This is a genomic window from Microbacterium thalassium (genome assembly GCF_014208045.1).
In the GTDB taxonomy this organism is placed as follows: Bacteria; Actinomycetota; Actinomycetes; order Actinomycetales; family Microbacteriaceae; genus Microbacterium; species Microbacterium thalassium.
This window is the reverse complement of the sequence record NZ_JACHML010000001.1, coordinates 3630208-3644769: the sequence shown is the minus strand read 5'-3', so window position 1 is coordinate 3644769 and position 14562 is coordinate 3630208. Positions and strand designations below refer to the sequence as shown.

Genomic DNA, 14562 nt, shown 5'->3' with positions numbered 1-14562 from the left:
GCCGGCCGACCCGTCTCGGCTCAGTACCAGTCGGTGGCGACCGAGTGGCTCCACGCCGCGCACGGCGAGCCGTAGGCGGCGGCGATGTAGCCCAGGCCCCACGTGATCTGCGTGGTGGCGTTGGTCTGCCAGTCCGCGCCGGCGGTCGCCATCTTGCTGCCGGGCAGCGACTGGGGGATGCCCGTCGCGCCGCTCGAGGAGTTGTAGGCCTGGTAGTTCCAGCCGGACTCCTTGGTCCACAGCGAGTCCAGGCACGAGAACTGGTCGGCACCCCAGCCGTACTTCGACGCGGCGAGGCTGCGGGCGGTCGACTTGGCGCCCTCGACGGTGTTGCCGGCCGCGAGCGCCTTGGCGGCCTCCTCGGCCTTGCGCTTGGCCTCGGCGGCCTTGCGGGCGGCCTCCTCCTCGGCGGCCTTCTTCTCGCGGGCCTCCTCGAGGCGCTCGGCCAGGTCGGCGACGCGCGCCGTCACGACGGCGGTCTCGGCCTCGGCCTCGGCCGTCGCCTCCGGCAGCAGCAGCGCGGGCATGATGTCGAGGTCCGACAGGCCGGCGATCGTCGCGCGCAGCGATTCGGTGTCGATCGAGGTGTCCTCGACGCCGAGGTCGAGTCCCTCGGCGCGGATGTCCGACGCCAGCGCGGCTGCGGCCTCGACGGCTGCGCGTGCCGACGTGAGAGCGTCGTGCGCGTCGGTGGCGATGGTCTCCACGGCCTCGGGGGTCGCCGTGGCGACCGGCGAGGCGGTGAGCGTGAAGCCCGCCTGCGGTGCGTTGGTCGCGGCGGCGAGGGCGGGCGTCGCCGACACGAAGCCGGTGGTCAGGAGGATGCCGACGGCGGCGCCGCCGGCAACGAGCGCGGCGGAGACGCGGCGTCGCGGACGGCGGGCAGGCGTGAGCGTCTGAGTGGAGGGCACGATTCGGGGGATGTCCTTCGGTTGGATCGGCGTCGCGGACGCGCGACGCGTGCGCCCTCGGGAAGGACGCGAAGTCACGAGTCTCACCCGCCCGTCTGGACGAAATCCCCTGTTCCACTGGGTATTCGATCAAAGGAGACCGGGTGTCCCATGCGTGAATCCGCAGGATCTCCTGCCCGCCTAGGCTTGAGAAGGAGGTTCCGCATGCCCTTTCCCTCGCCCGACCTGAAGCTCATCGCCGTCGACATGGACGGCACACTCCTCGACGGCGAGGGGAACGTCCCGGCCTCGCTCTGGCCGCTTCTGCAGCGCCTGAGCGGGCGCGGCATCCTGTTCGTGCCCTCCAGCGGCCGCCAGCTCGCCACGCTGCGGCGGACCTTCGACGGGCACGATTCCGACATGGTGTTCATCGCCGAGAACGGCGCGTACGTCGTCCACGGCGACGCGGAGATCAGCACGGATGCCGTGGACCCGGCGTTCGCGGCATCCGTCGTGCGTCGCGTGCGCACCCTCGTCGCCGACGGCTCGGACCTGGGGCTCGTCGTGTGCGGCAAGCGTTCGGCGTACATCGAGCGCACCGACGACGCATTCCGCTCCGAGGCCGACCGCTACTACGCCGCGCTCGAGGAGACCCACGATCTGCTGACCGTCGACGACCAGATCCTCAAGCTCGCGATCTTCGACTTCGACGAGGCCGCGCGGACCGCCCCCGACCTCGAGGACTGGAAGGCCACGCACCAGGTCGTCGTGTCGGGCCACCACTGGATCGACGTCATGAACCAGGGCGTCAACAAGGGTCTCGCCCTCGAGCGGCTGCAGTCCGCCCTCGGCGTGACGCGCGACCAGACGGCCGCCTTCGGCGACTACCTCAACGATCTCGAGCTGCTCGAGGCGGCGGGGCTGTCGTTCGCGATGGCCAACGCGCACCCCGACGTGCTCGCCCGCGCGCGCTTCCGCGCGCCCGCCAACACCGAGAACGGCGTGGTCGCGACGGTGGAGCGGATGCTGGGCTGAGCCCGTTCCGGCGCCGGCGGAGCCCCACCGGCGCCGAGCGCCGTCACGTCCGGTCGGCGGCGACGATCGACTCGGGCGACAGATCGAGGCGGCGCAGCAGCTGGGCGTTGAGGGCCACCACGATCGTCGACAGCGACATCATGATCGCGCCGACCGACATCGGCAGGACGAACCCGATCGGGGCGAGGATGCCGGCGGCCAGGGGCACCGAGATGAGGTTGTAGCCGGCTGCCCACCATAGGTTCTGCGTCATCTTGCGGTACGACGCGCGCGACAGCTCGATCACCGACAGCACGGCGCGCGGGTCGGATCCGGCCAGGATCACGCCCGCCGACGCGATCGCGACGTCGGTGCCGGCGCCGATCGCGAGACCGACGTCCGCCTGCGCGAGAGCGGGTGCGTCGTTGACGCCGTCGCCCACCATCGCCACGCGGCGCCCCTCGTCCTGAAGCTCCGTGACCTTGGTCGCCTTGTCCTCGGGGCGCACGCCGGCGAAGTGGCGATCGATGCCGAGGTCGCGTGCGACGGACGCCGCGACCGCCTCGGCGTCGCCCGTGATCATCACGACCTGCACGCCGCGAGCGTGGAGTGCGTCCACGGCCTCGCGCGACTCGGGGCGGATCTCGTCGGCGAGCCGCAGCGCGCCGGCCACCGAGCCGTCGACGAGCACGTGGAGCACCGTCGCGCCCTCGTCGTGCCAGTCGGCGGCGACGGGGAGTTCGGCCGCGTCCTCCTCGGACAGCAGGTGAGGACCGCCCACGCGCACGGTGCGCGCGCCCACGCGCGCGGTCACGCCGACGGCGGGGGACGATGCGAAATCGGCGGAGGCCGGCACCTCGAGACCCCGCTCGGCGGCCGCCGCGACGATCGCCCGCGCGAGCGGGTGTTCGGAGTCGGACTCGGCGGCCGCGGCGAGCGCGAGCACCTCGTCGGCATCCCGGCCCTCCGCCGGCTCGACCCCGGTGACCGCCGGCGCACCCTTCGTGAGGGTGCCGGTCTTGTCGAACAGCACGGTGTCGACCGTGCGCATGCTCTCGAGCGCGAGGCGGTCCTTGACGAGCACGCCCGCCTTCGCCGCCCGCTCGGTCGCGATCGAGACGACGAGCGGGATCGCCAGCCCCAGCGCGTGGGGGCACGCGATCACGAGCACCGTGATCGTGCGGACGACCGCGTCGTCCGGCAGGCCGAGCGCGCTCCACGCGGCCGCCGTGATCGCGGCGCTGCCCAGCGCGAACCAGAAGAGCCACCCGGCGGCGCGGTCGGCCAGCCGCTGGGCGCGCGATGATGACGCCTGCGCGTCCGAGACCATGCGCTGGATGCCGGCGAGGGCGGTCTCGTCGCCGACCGCGGTGATGCGCACGCGCAGGCCGGAGTCGGTCGCGACGGTGCCGGCGACGACCGCGTCGCCCTCGGAGCGGCGGACGGGGCGGGACTCGCCCGTGATCATCGACTCGTCGACGCTCGCCGAGCCCTGCACCACGGTGCCGTCGGCCGGCACGCGACCCCCGGGCCGCACGACGACGACATCGTCGACCCCGAGGTCCGTCGGGGAGACCGTGACGGTCGTGTCACCCTCGACGCGCTCGGCTTCGTCGGGAAGCAGCGCGGCCAGCGAATCCAGCGCCGACGTCGTCTGCGCGAGCGACCGCATCTCGATCCAGTGCCCGAGCAGCATGATGACGATCAGGAGCGCGAGCTCCCACCAGAACTCGAGCTGCTCGTGCAGGATGCCGAGCGTCGCGCCCCACGACGCCAGGAACGCGACGGTGATCGCGAGTCCGACCAGCAGCATCATGCCGGGCTTGCGGCCGCGGATCTCGCTCACCGCGCCCGTCAGGAAGGGGCTGCCGCCCCACACGTACATGACGGTGCCGAGGACCGGCGCGATCCACGAGGCCCATGCCGCATCGGGAAGGGAGTAGCCCAGCAGCATCGCGAACATCGGCGAGAAGCCCACGACCGGCAGCGCGATGACGAGCATGATCCAGAACAGGCGCCGGAACCGGGCGACGTGGCCCATGTGGTCGTGGCCGCCGTGGCCGCCGTGCCCGCCGCCCGTGTGCCCGTCGTGTCCGGCGTGCTCGTCGTGCCCCGCGTGGGTGGAGTCGGGGTCATGCCCGCCCTGGTGCGCGTGGGCGTCGTGTCCGGCTGTGGCGGCGTCGCCCACGTCCGGCTGCTCCGAGGAGTGGTCGTGCGGGGCGGTCGGGCCCGCGTGCTCGTGGTGACCGTGTCCGGTGCTCATGGTGACTCGAACATACCCCTAGGGGGTATCTATTCCCGGGTCCGACACATGCCGGATGCCGTCGATGACGGCGCGGTGCGTGCTCGCCGACCCGAGCAGGCGGAAGTGCCCCGGCGAGGGCACCTCGATGTTCATCGCGCCCTCGAGGCGGCTGCCTTCGGGGATGTGCGGGTCGTAGGGGCCGAACACCGAGACGATGCGGGCGTTGACGGCCAGCTCGACACCGAGTGTGCGGATCGTGGCGTCGTCGGGGCGGAACTCGCGGATGCTGGGATCCAGCGGCAGCAGGCGCGCCATCCACGAGCCGGCGAACGGCGTCGCCACCGCGACGAGACCGCGCAGTCCGAGGTCCGCCGGCGCGGCCCCCCGACGCCCGCGCCCGGTCTCCGCGGGCAGGGCCGCCGCCGCGGCATCCGCGTCCAGGAGCGCCCGCTTGCCGATGAGACCGCCCTTGCTGTGCGCGACGAGCACGCGGCCCGCCGGCGGCACCGGATCCTTCGCGAGGGCGCGCGTGAGCCGCGCGGCGGTGTCGGGGACGCTCCGCCGGTTCATGCCGAGGCCGTGGATCACGCGCACGCGGTACCCGGCGTCGGCGATGGCGCTGCCGAGCGGGCGCAGGAACGTCCAGTGCTCGTACACGCCCGGCAGCAGCACGATCTCGGGCAGTCCGGGGTCGCCGGTCCGCCACGCCGGGGGCGTCGGACGCGGCAGGCCCACCGTCCACGGCAGGGAGAGCACCGCCAGCTGATGCCGCCCGGCGTACAGGTAGTCGGCGGCCCACCACAGCAGGCGCCGGATGGGGTTCACGCCGCCACCCTAGTGGTTCGGCCATCCGATCAGGCTTTTCGCGCCCGGTAGACTGACCGGCACGGCCTCTCGGCCGCCACACCCCACACCAGACCGAAGCCCCGACTTCGTGCGCACCGGTGCGCGCGGAGCCCGCCCGATCCCGGGCGGACCCGAGACCCCGGAGTGCTGCATGACCGCCGTCGTCCCCACCCAGGACCCCGCCGCCCGCTACCGCATCGAGCCCACGGTGCTCCAGGCGCTGCGGAGCCCCCGCATCCTCACGCGCGAGGTGCTCGCCGGCCTCGTCGTCGCGCTCGCCCTCATCCCCGAGGCGATCGCGTTCTCGATCATCGCGGGCGTCGACCCGCGTGTGGGCCTGTTCTCGTCGTTCGTGATGGCCGTGGCGATCGCGTTCGTCGGCGGACGCCCCGCCATGATCACCGCCGCCACGGGCGCCATCGCCCTCGTGGTCGCGCCGGTCGCACGCGAATACGGCATGGACTACCTCATCGCGACGGTGATCCTCGGCGGCATCCTGCAGATCGTGCTGGCCGCGCTCGGCGTCGCCAAGCTCATGCGCTTCATCCCGCGCAGCGTCATGGTCGGCTTCGTCAACGCTCTGGCGATCCTCATCTTCATGTCGCAGCTGCCGCAGCTGATCGACGTGCCGTGGCTGGTGTACCCGATGGTCGCCGTGGGTCTGGTCATCATCGTCTTCCTGCCGCGCCTGACCAAGATCGTCCCGGCGCCACTGGTGTCGATCGTGCTGGTCACCGCCGCCGCGGTCGTCTTCGGCCTGTCGGTGCCGACGGTCGGCGACCAGGGGGCCCTCCCCGAGAGCCTGCCGGAGCTGTTCATCCCGAACATCCCGTTCACGCTCGAGACGCTCGGCATCATCGCGCCGTTCGCCCTCGGGGTCGCCCTCGTCGGCCTCATCGAGTCGCTCCTGACCGCGAAGCTCGTCGACGACATCACCGACACCCACTCGCGCAAGTCGCGCGAGGCCTGGGGTCAGGGCGTCGCGAACGTCCTGTCGGGTGCGTTCGGCGGCATGGGCGGCTGCGCCATGATCGGCCAGACCATGATCAACGTGAAGGTGTCGGGAGCGCGCACGCGCATCTCGACGTTCCTCGCCGGCGTGTTCCTGCTGATCCTCGTGGTCGTGCTCGGCGACATCGTCGCGATCATCCCCATGGCCGCCCTCGTGGCCGTCATGATCATGGTCTCGGTCGCGACGTTCGACTGGCACAGCATCCGCCCCTCCACCCTCAAGCGGATGCCGTGGAGCGAGACCAGCGTCATGCTCGTCACCGTCATCGCGACCGTGTGGACGCACAACCTCGCGATCGGCGTCGTGCTCGGCGTCCTGACCGCGATGGTGCTGTTCGCGCGCCGCGTCGCCCACTTCACGTCGGTCAAGCGCGAGATCTCGAAGGACGGCGAGACGGCGCACTACACGGTGAACGGCGAGCTGTTCTTCGCCTCGAGCAACGACCTCACGACCCAGTTCGAGTACTCGCACGACCCCGACACGATCGTGATCGACATGTCGAACTCGCACATCTGGGACGCGTCGACCGTCGCGGCGCTCGACGCGATCGTCACCAAGTACGAGCACCGCGGCAAGAGCGTCGACATCCAGGGCATGAACGAGGCCACGATCGACTTCCACGGCCGCCTCTCGGGCAACCTCGGCGGCGGCCACTGACGCAGGGGCCCGGGCGAGTGCCGCGTCCCGGTGCCGAACGGCGGGTCTGCACGGCGACACGCCGTCGCGGACGGACGGGCGCGCGGCGTGTCGCGCGGGATCCCCGCCGTTTCGAACGGGGTCCCGGCGCCGCGGACCCGTCGGCTCAGGGGAGTTCGGGCGTGCGGGGCGGGACCGTGCGCCGCGGGCTCAGCGCCTCGAACGCCAGGGCCCACGTGAGCAGGTCGCGGTCGGCGTAGGCGGGACCGGCGAAGGTCAGCCCGACGGGCATCCCGATGTCGGCCATCGTGCCCATCGGCACCGTCACCGTGGGGATCCCCAGATGCCGGATCGCGAGGTTGCCGTTCGCGACCCACACGCCATTGGCCCACGCCGTGTCGGCGGACGCCTCGTTCACGTCGGCATCCGCCGGGCCCACATCGGCCATCGCCGGGAACACCACCGCATCCAGGCCGAGCTCGCCCATCCACTCCTCGAGGTCGAGGCGTCGCGTCTGTTCGAGCCCGCGCAGTCCCTCCTCGAGGTGCGGGATATCGGCGAACGAGCCGTACGGATGCTCGCGCACCTGCGCCGGGTAGGTCACGATGTCGTCGTCGAAGCCGGTGTAGCGGTCGGGCAGCGCGCCCTCGGGCTGCGGGAAGATCGTCGCGCCGTCCACGCCGTCCAGCCGGTCGAGGTGCGGGTCGCCGTTGGCCCGCAGGAAGTCGTCCCACGCCCACGCCGACAGGTCCACGATCTCGGAGTGCAGGAACTCCGGGCTCACGAGTCCGCGGGTCATGAGGGTGGGAGCCCCGGCCCGATCGCCCTCGTAGTTCGTCACGACGGGGAAGTCGACCTCGACCACCTCGGCGCCCGCGACCTCGAGGTCGCGGCGCGCCGCCTGCCACAGTTCGATCACGGACTCACGCGTGACGATGCGCTCGCCGGTCGAGCCGCCGATGGTCGTGCCGGTGCCGGCATCCGCATCGGCGTTGATGTACATGCGCGGAATGCCGAAGCGCTTGCCGCGCAGAGAACCGGATGCTGCATCCGCGAGCGCCGCGAAGGGCTGGTCGCGCATCGCCGACGCCGGGGGAAGCTCGATCCACGGCTGCGCGCGCCAGAAGTCGCCGCGCGTCTCGGGATCGTCGGCGACCATGACGTCGAGGATCTCGAGCATGTCGGCCATCGTGCGCGTGTGCGGCACGACGACGTCCATCGTCGGGACGAGCGGCCAGTTGCCGCGCACCGAGATGACGCCGCGCGAGGGCGTGTACGCGCACAGGGCGTTGCACGACGCGGGGGCGCGCCCGCTGGACCAGGTCTCCTCGCCGAGCCCGAAGGCCGCGAACGACGATGCCGTCGCCGTGCCCGAGCCGTTGGACGAGCCCGATCCGAACGCCGACGTCAGGTAGCCGGCGTTGTAGGGGCTCTCGGCGCGGCCGTATACCCCGCGCTGCATACCTCCGTTGGCCATGGGTGGCATGTTCGTGAGTCCGAGCAGGATGCAGCCAGCCGCGCGCAGCCGCGAGATCGAGAAGGCATCGTGCTGGGCGACGAGATCGGCGAAAGCGGGGGAGCCCGAGGCGACCGTGAGCCCCTCGGCCATGTACGAGTCCTTCGCCGTGTACGGAATGCCGTCGAGCGGGCCGAGCGCCTCGCCCGCGGCACGGCGGGCGTCGGAGGCCGCGGCCTCGGCGAGGGCCTCGGGGTTGCGCACGACGACGGCGTTCAGCGCCGTCCCGGTGCCGGGCGCGTCGTACGCGTCGATGCGGGCGAGGTACGCCTCGACGAGCCCCACGCTCGTGACCGCGCCCGACTCGAGCGCCGCCCGCAGGTCGGCGATGGTCGCCTCGACGACGGAGAAGCGCGCGCTCATCGGGCGACCGCCTCGGTCGACGCATCCGTCGTCCCACGCACGGAACGGCGGGGATCGTGCCGGACACGCCGGGTGACGGATGCCGGAACCCCGCGTGTCGCGCAGGATCCCCGCCGTTCGGTACCGGTGCGGCGCGCCGGCGGGACGCGGAAGCCGCCGCTCATCGCGCGCCCGCCGTCGGCTGCTGCTGCGTGATGCAGTGGATGCCGCCGCCCCGCGCGAGGATCGGGCGGGCGTCGATCGTCACGACGTCGCGCCCGTAGGCCTCGCGCAGGATCGCTGCGGCGCGCTCGTCGGCCTCGAGCTCGCCGTAGCCGCACGCGATGACGCCGTCGTTGACCACGACGTGGTTGACGTAGCTGTAGTCGACGAAGTTCTCCTCATCGCGAAGCGCGGCCGGGGCCGGCAGCTCGATGATCTCGAGCGAGCGGCCGGCGGCATCCGTGGCGTTCTCCAGCACGGAGCGGAGCTCGCGCGACACGGCGTAGTCGGGGTGGGCGGGGTCGTCCTGCCAGTGCAGCAGGACGGTGCCGGGCTTCGCGAACGTCGCGACCATGTCGACGTGTCCGCGCGTGCCCCAGCCGGCGTAGTCGCGCCACAGGCCCTTCGGCAGCCAGATCGCGTGCGTCGCGCCGATCGTGCGCTCGAGCTCCTGCTCGACGCGCTCCTTCGTCGCGTACGGGTTGCGACGCGGATCGAGCTGCACCGTCTCGGTCACCAGCACCGTGCCCTCGCCGTCGACGTGGATGCCGCCGCCCTCGTTCACGAGCGCCGACACCAGGTGGCGCGCACCGGCCCGCTCGCCGACGAACGACGCGATGCGGTCGTCGCGCGTCCAGGTCGCCCACGCGTTCGCGCCCCAGCCGTTGAAGGTCCAGTCGACCGCCCCGAGGCCGCCCGCCTCGTCGATCACGAACGTCGGGCCGATGTCGCGCATCCAGAAGTCGTCCAGCGGCGCCTCGACGAGCTCGACCTCGGAGGACAGGCGCGCGCGGGCCTCCCCGACCGCGGAGGGGTCGACGACCATCGTGACCGGCTCGAACCCGACGGCGGCGTTGGCGACGGCGGCCCACGTGTCGCGGGCCTCGTCGGCGGAGGCGGGATCGTCGCCGAGGGTCTGCCCCACGCGGGGGAAGGCCATCCACAGGCGGTCGTGCGGCGCCCACTCGGGCGGCATCATCCAGGTCATCGGGAGCTCCGGTCACGGGGTTCGAGGTCTATTGATCATGCGATCAATAACGACTACGGTAGTGACCGGAGGGGATCGATGTCAACCACTCGGGCGCGCACCCGCAAGACGCCGCACGAACGGTCCGCCGAGATCGTCGCGGCGGCCACCGGCCTCGCCCGCGAAGCGGGGCTGGGCGCCCTCACGCAGCGGGCCGTCGCACAGCGCGCGGGCGTCGCGACGGGGCTCGTCGCGCACTATCAGCCCATGGAGGACCTGGTCGCCCAGGTCTACCGCGACCTCGTCGACGTCGAGCTGCGCGAGGTCGCGGCGACGCTCGCGGGGGAGTCCGATCCCGCCGCGCGCCTGCGCCTGCTCATCGACACCCTCGTCGCCGGCGACCGGGACGACCTCACCGTCGTGTGGGTCGAGGGCTGGGCGATGGCGCGCCGGAGCCCCGTGCTCGCCGAGACCGTCCGCGCCGAGATGGCCCGCTGGCAGGACCTCGTCCAGGACCTCATCGCCGACGGATGCCGGACGGGCGCGTTCGCGACGCGCGAGCCCGGCGAGGTGGCATGGCAGCTGCTCGGCATGATCGACGGCATCAACGCCCAGTCGCTGGCGCGGGGAGCGGATGCGTCGGCTTTCGCGGGCCGCGTCGCGCGCGCCGCCGAAGCACTCGTCGAGGCCGAGCCGGGCGCGCTGCGCCGCACGACCTGACCTGCTCCCACCCCGCCGCAGCCGAGGACCGAGCGCGGGCGATGACGACCGATCAGCGCTCGCGGGTGGCGCACACCCGCCGCACTGGAATACAACAGTGAACGTGGAGGGCTGGGGACTCGTCATCATCCTGGGGGCGCTGATCGCGTTCGCGCCGTTCTCCAAGCGCCTCGCGGGAACGCCGATCACGCCCGCCATGGTGTTCACCGGCGTGGGGCTGCTGCTGGGGACAACGGCGCTCGGCGTGTGGGAGCCGTCGATCGGGTCGGCCGGTCTGCGGGTCATCGCCGAACTGTCGCTCACCCTCGTGCTGTTCTCGGACGCCGCCTCCATCGACTCCCGCCGCCTCATGCGGCAGACCTCCCTCCCGGCGCGCCTGCTGCTGATCGCGCTGCCGCTGACGATCCTGCTCGGGGCGCTGCTCGCGATGCCGCTGTTCCCCGAACTGTCGGTGTTCGCCGCCCTCGCCCTCGCGGTCATGCTCGCGCCGACCGATGCGGCGCTCGGGCAGACGGTGGTGTCGGACAAGCGCCTGCCCACGATGCTGCGCCAGGGGCTCAACGCCGAGAGCGGGCTCAACGACGGCATCTGCGTGCCGATCCTCGTCACGGCGGTCGCGTTCGCCGAGGTCGAGGAGGCTCCGGCGTTCGAGGGCCAGATCCTGCTCGATCTCGTGCGGGAGCTCTCGATCGCGCTCGCCGTGGGCGTGGTCCTCGGCCTCGCGGTGGTGGGGATCGTCCGCCTCGCCGACCGCCGTGGGTGGATGAGCGACGACTGGGCGATGATCGTCGCGGTCGCCGCAGCACTGCTCACCTACTCCGCGACGAACGAGCTGGGTGGCAGCGGGTTCATCGCGGCCTTCGTCGCCGGCATCGTCTACGGCCGCGGCGTCGGGCCTCGCGCGGTGACATGGATCCACCTCGACGAGCGCGTCGGCACGATGCTCAGCGCCGCGACCTTCCTGCTGTTCGGCGCGGTCATGGTGGGCCCGGCGCTCGCCGACCTCGACGTCTGGATCGCGCTCTACGCCGTGCTCAGCCTCACGGTCGTGCGGATGCTGCCGGTCGCCTTGTCGCTGCTGGGAAGCGGCGCGTCGGCGCCCACCACCCTGTTCGCCGGCTGGTTCGGTCCACGGGGGCTCGCGACCATCGTGTTCGCGTTGACGATCGTCGACGAATCGGGGCTCGCCGAGGCGCCCCTGATCACGGACGCCGCGACCGTCGTCGTCGTCCTCAGCATCATCGCGCACGGGCTGTCGGCCCCGTGGCTGACGGCTCGATACGCGCACTGGCTCGACGGCCACCGCGACGTCCTGGCCCACCGCGGCGAGGCGCAGCGCCCGGTCGACCCGTAGGGGCGGCGCGCACCGGGTCGGCTCGTGGGAGGCCGCACGCGGCGACGAGGGAGATCGGTAGCGGGATGCCGTCGCTCGCGCAATCCCGCCCCGCAGGGGAGGCGGCAGGGCCAGGATGGAGACATGCTGACGATCCCCACCGTGACCCTCAACGACGGCATCCGCTTCCCCGAGCTCGGGCTCGGCACCTACAACCTCCGCGGCGACGAGGGCGTCGCCGCCATCGTCGCCGCGATCGACTCGGGCTACCGGCTCCTCGACACCGCTGTGAACTACCAGAACGAGACCGAGGTCGGCGAGGCGGTCCGCCGCAGCGGCATCGACCGCGACGAGCTGCTGGTGACCTCGAAGATCCCCGGTCGCGAACACGGCTACGACGAGGCGATCACCAGCATCCGCGGCTCGCTCGAGCGGCTGGGCCTGGACCGCATCGACCTTCAGCTCATCCACTGGCCGAACCCGAGCGTCGGCAAGTGGGTCGACACGTGGCGCGGCATGATCGAGGCGCGCGACCAGGGCCTCGTCCGGTCGATCGGCGTGTCGAACTTCACCGAGGACATGATCACGCGACTCGAAGGCGAGACGGGCGTCGTGCCGGCGGTCAACCAGGTCGAGCTGCATCCGTACTTCCCGCAGGCGGCGCTGCGCGCCTTCCACGCCGCCCACGGCATCCGCACCGAGAGCTGGAGCCCGCTCGCACGCCGCAGCGAGCTGCTGAACGAGCCGCTCATCGCCGACCTCGCCGAGACCTACGGGGTGACGCCGACCCAGCTGGTGCTCCGCTGGCACGTGGAGCTCGGCACCACGCCGATCCCGAAGTCGGCCGACCCCGACCGCCAGCGCGAGAACGCCGACGTGTTCGACTTCTCGCTCACCCACGACCACATCACGGCGATCTCGCGCCTCGAGCGCGGCCGCCTGTGGGGCGCCGACCCGCTCACGCACGAGGAGATGTAGGCCCGGCCCCGGTCGGGGCTCTCACTCCCGCGCCGAGGAGGGCACGGGACCGCGCGAGCCCTCGGCCTGCGGCGGCAGCGCCGAGAGCCAGTCCGCGAACGCGGGCCCCGTGCGCTCGGCGGTGTCGTCGGGCAGCACGAGCCCGGCCCGCATCGCCCTCATCTGGCCGCCCGGAAGGCTCACGCCGGGCATCCAGCCGCGGTGGCCGATGTGCCGTGCGTAGGCGCGCACCATGTCGTCGAGCCTCTCCTCGCGCGGCCCTGCGACGTCGCGCACGCGTCCGGCGGCGGGGCCGGCGGCGAGCGCCGCCAGCCTCTCCGCGGCCGTCTCCGCCGCCACCGGCTGCACCCGCGCGCGCGGCGCGACGTGGAACGGGCCCGCCGATGCGGCCGCGAAGATCTGTCCGGCGAACTCGTGGAACTGCGTGAGCCGCTGGATCGTCCACGGCACGCCGGACTCGCGCACCGCCTTCTCGTGCGCGAGCTTGCCGACGTAGTAGCCGCGCGGAGCCCGGTCGATGCCGACGATCGACGGCACCACCAGATGGGCCACATCCTGCCGCCCTGCCGCGGCCGCGAGGTTCGCGGTCGTCGCCGCGAAGAAGCGCGTGGTCTCCTCGGCCGACAGGGTCATGACATTGACGGCGTCGATGACGGCGTCGACGCCGTCCAGGGCGGCATCCAGGCCCGCACCCGTGGTCAGGTCGACGCCCGTCGCCCGCGCGAGCACGACCGGATCGTCTCCGCGCGCCCGCACGGCCCGGACGATGTGGCGGCCGAGTGTGCCGGTGCCGCCGGTGATCGCGATCCTCATGATGGGTCCTTCCTCGTGTCCCGCGTCCTGCCTCATCGACGACGCGGCGCGGCAGAATGTGAGCAGGCTCACAATCGGGCCCCGATCGTCGTCGTCTCTGTGAGGGGGTGCCCGATGGAGGTTCTGTCCGATCTCGCCGGGGAGCGCAGCGGTCTGATGGCGCTGGCCTACCGCATGCTCGGAACGGTGGCCGATGCCGAGGACGCCGTGCAGGAGACCTACGTGCGCTGGTACCGGCTGTCCGAGGACGAGCGTGCCGCGGTCGAGAATCCGGCGGCCTGGCTGACGCGCGTCGCGAGCCGCGTGTGCCTCGACGTCCTCGGCAGCGCCCGCGTGCGACGCGAGCAGTACGTGGGGGAATGGCTCCCCGAACCGGTGCCGGCGGCGTCGCCGGTGGCGGCCGCAGCGCCGCCCGATCCGCTCGACCGCGTCACCCTCGACGACTCGGTGAGCACGGCACTGCTGATCGTGCTCGAGGCGCTCACGCCGGCGCAGCGGGTCGTGTTCGTGCTGCACGACGTGTTCGGGATGCCGTTCGACGAGGTCGCCGAGGCCGTCGGCCGGACGCCGGCGGCGTGCCGGCAGCTCGCCACCGCCGCGCGCCGGCACGTCCGGGACGGTCGCGCTCGTCGCGCGTCGAGAGCTCTGCACGATCAGCTGGTCGCGGCGTTCGCGGACGCGTGCGCGACGGGCGACCTGGACGCCCTCACGACGGTGCTCGCCCCCGACGTCGAGCTGCGCTCGGACGGCGGCGGCAAGGTGTCGGCGGCGCGCCGCCCGGTGCGCGGGGCCGACGACGTCGGCCGCTTCCTCCTCGGTCTCATCCGCCAGCGGCCCGAGGCGACGATGTCGCCGATCCAGACGGCCGACGGCCTCGGCTTCATCGTGCACGACGCCGGGATCGTCGAGGCCGTCATCACCGTCGGCGTGGCGGACGCGGCCGTCACCGACGTGTGGATCATGCGCAACCCCGACAAGCTCACCGCCTGGGAGTGACCGCGTCCCAGCGCGCGGCCACGCCGGGTTAG

12 protein-coding genes are annotated in these 14562 nt (G+C 72.5%); 6 read left to right on the top strand and 6 right to left on the bottom strand.

Going from position 1 to position 14562, the window contains the following annotated elements; all coding sequences use genetic code 11:
• Positions 1 to 20: 20 nt before the first annotated feature.
• Positions 21 to 911, bottom strand: a complete 891-nt coding sequence (locus HD594_RS16860; protein ID WP_184752286.1) for an aggregation-promoting factor C-terminal-like domain-containing protein — start codon at positions 909 to 911, stop codon at positions 21 to 23.
• A 204-nt stretch (positions 912 to 1115) separates the two neighbouring features.
• Here HD594_RS16860 and HD594_RS16855 point away from each other — a divergent pair, with 204 nt between their 5' ends.
• Positions 1116 to 1925: a Cof-type HAD-IIB family hydrolase gene (locus tag HD594_RS16855; protein ID WP_184752284.1), complete on the top strand. Its 810-nt coding sequence runs from the start codon at positions 1116 to 1118 to the stop codon at positions 1923 to 1925.
• A 43-nt stretch (positions 1926 to 1968) separates the two neighbouring features.
• Here HD594_RS16855 and HD594_RS16850 read toward each other — a convergent pair whose 3' ends face one another.
• A complete protein-coding gene (locus HD594_RS16850; RefSeq protein ID WP_184752282.1) occupies positions 1969 to 4167 on the bottom strand; it encodes a heavy metal translocating P-type ATPase in 2199 nt (732 codons plus the stop codon).
• Between the two features lie 18 nt (positions 4168 to 4185).
• The gene (locus tag HD594_RS16845; protein ID WP_184752280.1) at positions 4186 to 4974 is read right to left on the bottom strand and encodes an esterase/lipase family protein; all 789 of its coding nucleotides are present in this window, start codon (positions 4972 to 4974) and stop codon (positions 4186 to 4188) included.
• Between the two features lie 172 nt (positions 4975 to 5146).
• Here HD594_RS16845 and HD594_RS16840 point away from each other — a divergent pair, with 172 nt between their 5' ends.
• On the top strand, positions 5147 to 6664 hold the full coding sequence (locus HD594_RS16840) for a SulP family inorganic anion transporter (protein ID WP_184752278.1): 1518 nt from the start codon (positions 5147 to 5149) through the stop codon (positions 6662 to 6664).
• A gap of 145 nt (positions 6665 to 6809) precedes the next feature.
• Here the strand turns inward: HD594_RS16840 and HD594_RS16835 are convergent, their stop codons facing one another.
• Entirely contained in the window at positions 6810 to 8522 is a 1713-nt protein-coding gene (locus HD594_RS16835) for an amidase (RefSeq protein WP_184752276.1), read from the bottom strand.
• Between the two features lie 160 nt (positions 8523 to 8682).
• Positions 8683 to 9711 (bottom strand): agmatine deiminase family protein, encoded by a 1029-nt coding sequence (locus tag HD594_RS16830; protein WP_184752274.1) that lies wholly within the window; start codon positions 9709 to 9711, stop codon positions 8683 to 8685.
• 78 nt (positions 9712 to 9789) lie between these two features.
• On the opposite strand from HD594_RS16830, the gene HD594_RS16825 reads away from it, so the two are divergent.
• The 3 genes from HD594_RS16825 (at position 9790) to HD594_RS16815 (ending at position 12721) form a co-directional block, all read left to right on the top strand.
• Positions 9790 to 10410, top strand: coding sequence for a TetR/AcrR family transcriptional regulator (locus HD594_RS16825; RefSeq protein WP_184752272.1), 621 nt, complete (start codon positions 9790 to 9792; stop codon positions 10408 to 10410).
• A 97-nt stretch (positions 10411 to 10507) separates the two neighbouring features.
• Positions 10508 to 11764 carry a cation:proton antiporter gene (locus tag HD594_RS16820; protein WP_221446655.1) on the top strand — a complete coding sequence of 419 codons (1257 nt, stop codon included), beginning with the start codon at positions 10508 to 10510 and terminating at the stop codon, positions 11762 to 11764.
• Positions 11765 to 11887: 123 nt separating this feature from the next.
• The gene (locus tag HD594_RS16815; RefSeq protein ID WP_184752268.1) at positions 11888 to 12721 is read left to right on the top strand and encodes an aldo/keto reductase; all 834 of its coding nucleotides are present in this window, start codon (positions 11888 to 11890) and stop codon (positions 12719 to 12721) included.
• Positions 12722 to 12742: 21 nt separating this feature from the next.
• Here HD594_RS16815 and HD594_RS16810 read toward each other — a convergent pair whose 3' ends face one another.
• Positions 12743 to 13534 carry an SDR family oxidoreductase gene (locus HD594_RS16810; protein ID WP_184752266.1) on the bottom strand — a complete coding sequence of 264 codons (792 nt, stop codon included), beginning with the start codon at positions 13532 to 13534 and terminating at the stop codon, positions 12743 to 12745.
• A gap of 114 nt (positions 13535 to 13648) precedes the next feature.
• On the opposite strand from HD594_RS16810, the gene sigJ reads away from it, so the two are divergent.
• Positions 13649 to 14530: an RNA polymerase sigma factor SigJ gene (sigJ, locus tag HD594_RS16805; RefSeq protein ID WP_184752264.1), complete on the top strand. Its 882-nt coding sequence runs from the start codon at positions 13649 to 13651 to the stop codon at positions 14528 to 14530.
• Positions 14531 to 14562: the final 32 nt, after the last annotated feature.

Excerpts from the sequence above, each read along its gene's own strand:
- HD594_RS16855 (WP_184752284.1), top strand. The coding sequence starts at position 1,116 with ATGCCCTTTCCCTCGCCCGACCTGAAGCTCATCGCCGTCGACATGGAC.
- HD594_RS16850 (WP_184752282.1), bottom strand. The coding sequence starts at position 4,167 with ATGAGCACCGGACACGGTCACCACGAGCACGCGGGCCCGACCGCCCCG.
- HD594_RS16840 (WP_184752278.1), top strand. The coding sequence starts at position 5,147 with ATGACCGCCGTCGTCCCCACCCAGGACCCCGCCGCCCGCTACCGCATC.
- HD594_RS16835 (WP_184752276.1), bottom strand. The coding sequence starts at position 8,522 with ATGAGCGCGCGCTTCTCCGTCGTCGAGGCGACCATCGCCGACCTGCGG.
- HD594_RS16830 (WP_184752274.1), bottom strand. The coding sequence starts at position 9,711 with ATGACCTGGATGATGCCGCCCGAGTGGGCGCCGCACGACCGCCTGTGG.
- HD594_RS16825 (WP_184752272.1), top strand. The coding sequence starts at position 9,790 with ATGTCAACCACTCGGGCGCGCACCCGCAAGACGCCGCACGAACGGTCC.
- HD594_RS16815 (WP_184752268.1), top strand. The coding sequence starts at position 11,888 with ATGCTGACGATCCCCACCGTGACCCTCAACGACGGCATCCGCTTCCCC.
- HD594_RS16810 (WP_184752266.1), bottom strand. The coding sequence starts at position 13,534 with ATGAGGATCGCGATCACCGGCGGCACCGGCACACTCGGCCGCCACATC.
- sigJ (WP_184752264.1), top strand. The coding sequence starts at position 13,649 with ATGGAGGTTCTGTCCGATCTCGCCGGGGAGCGCAGCGGTCTGATGGCG.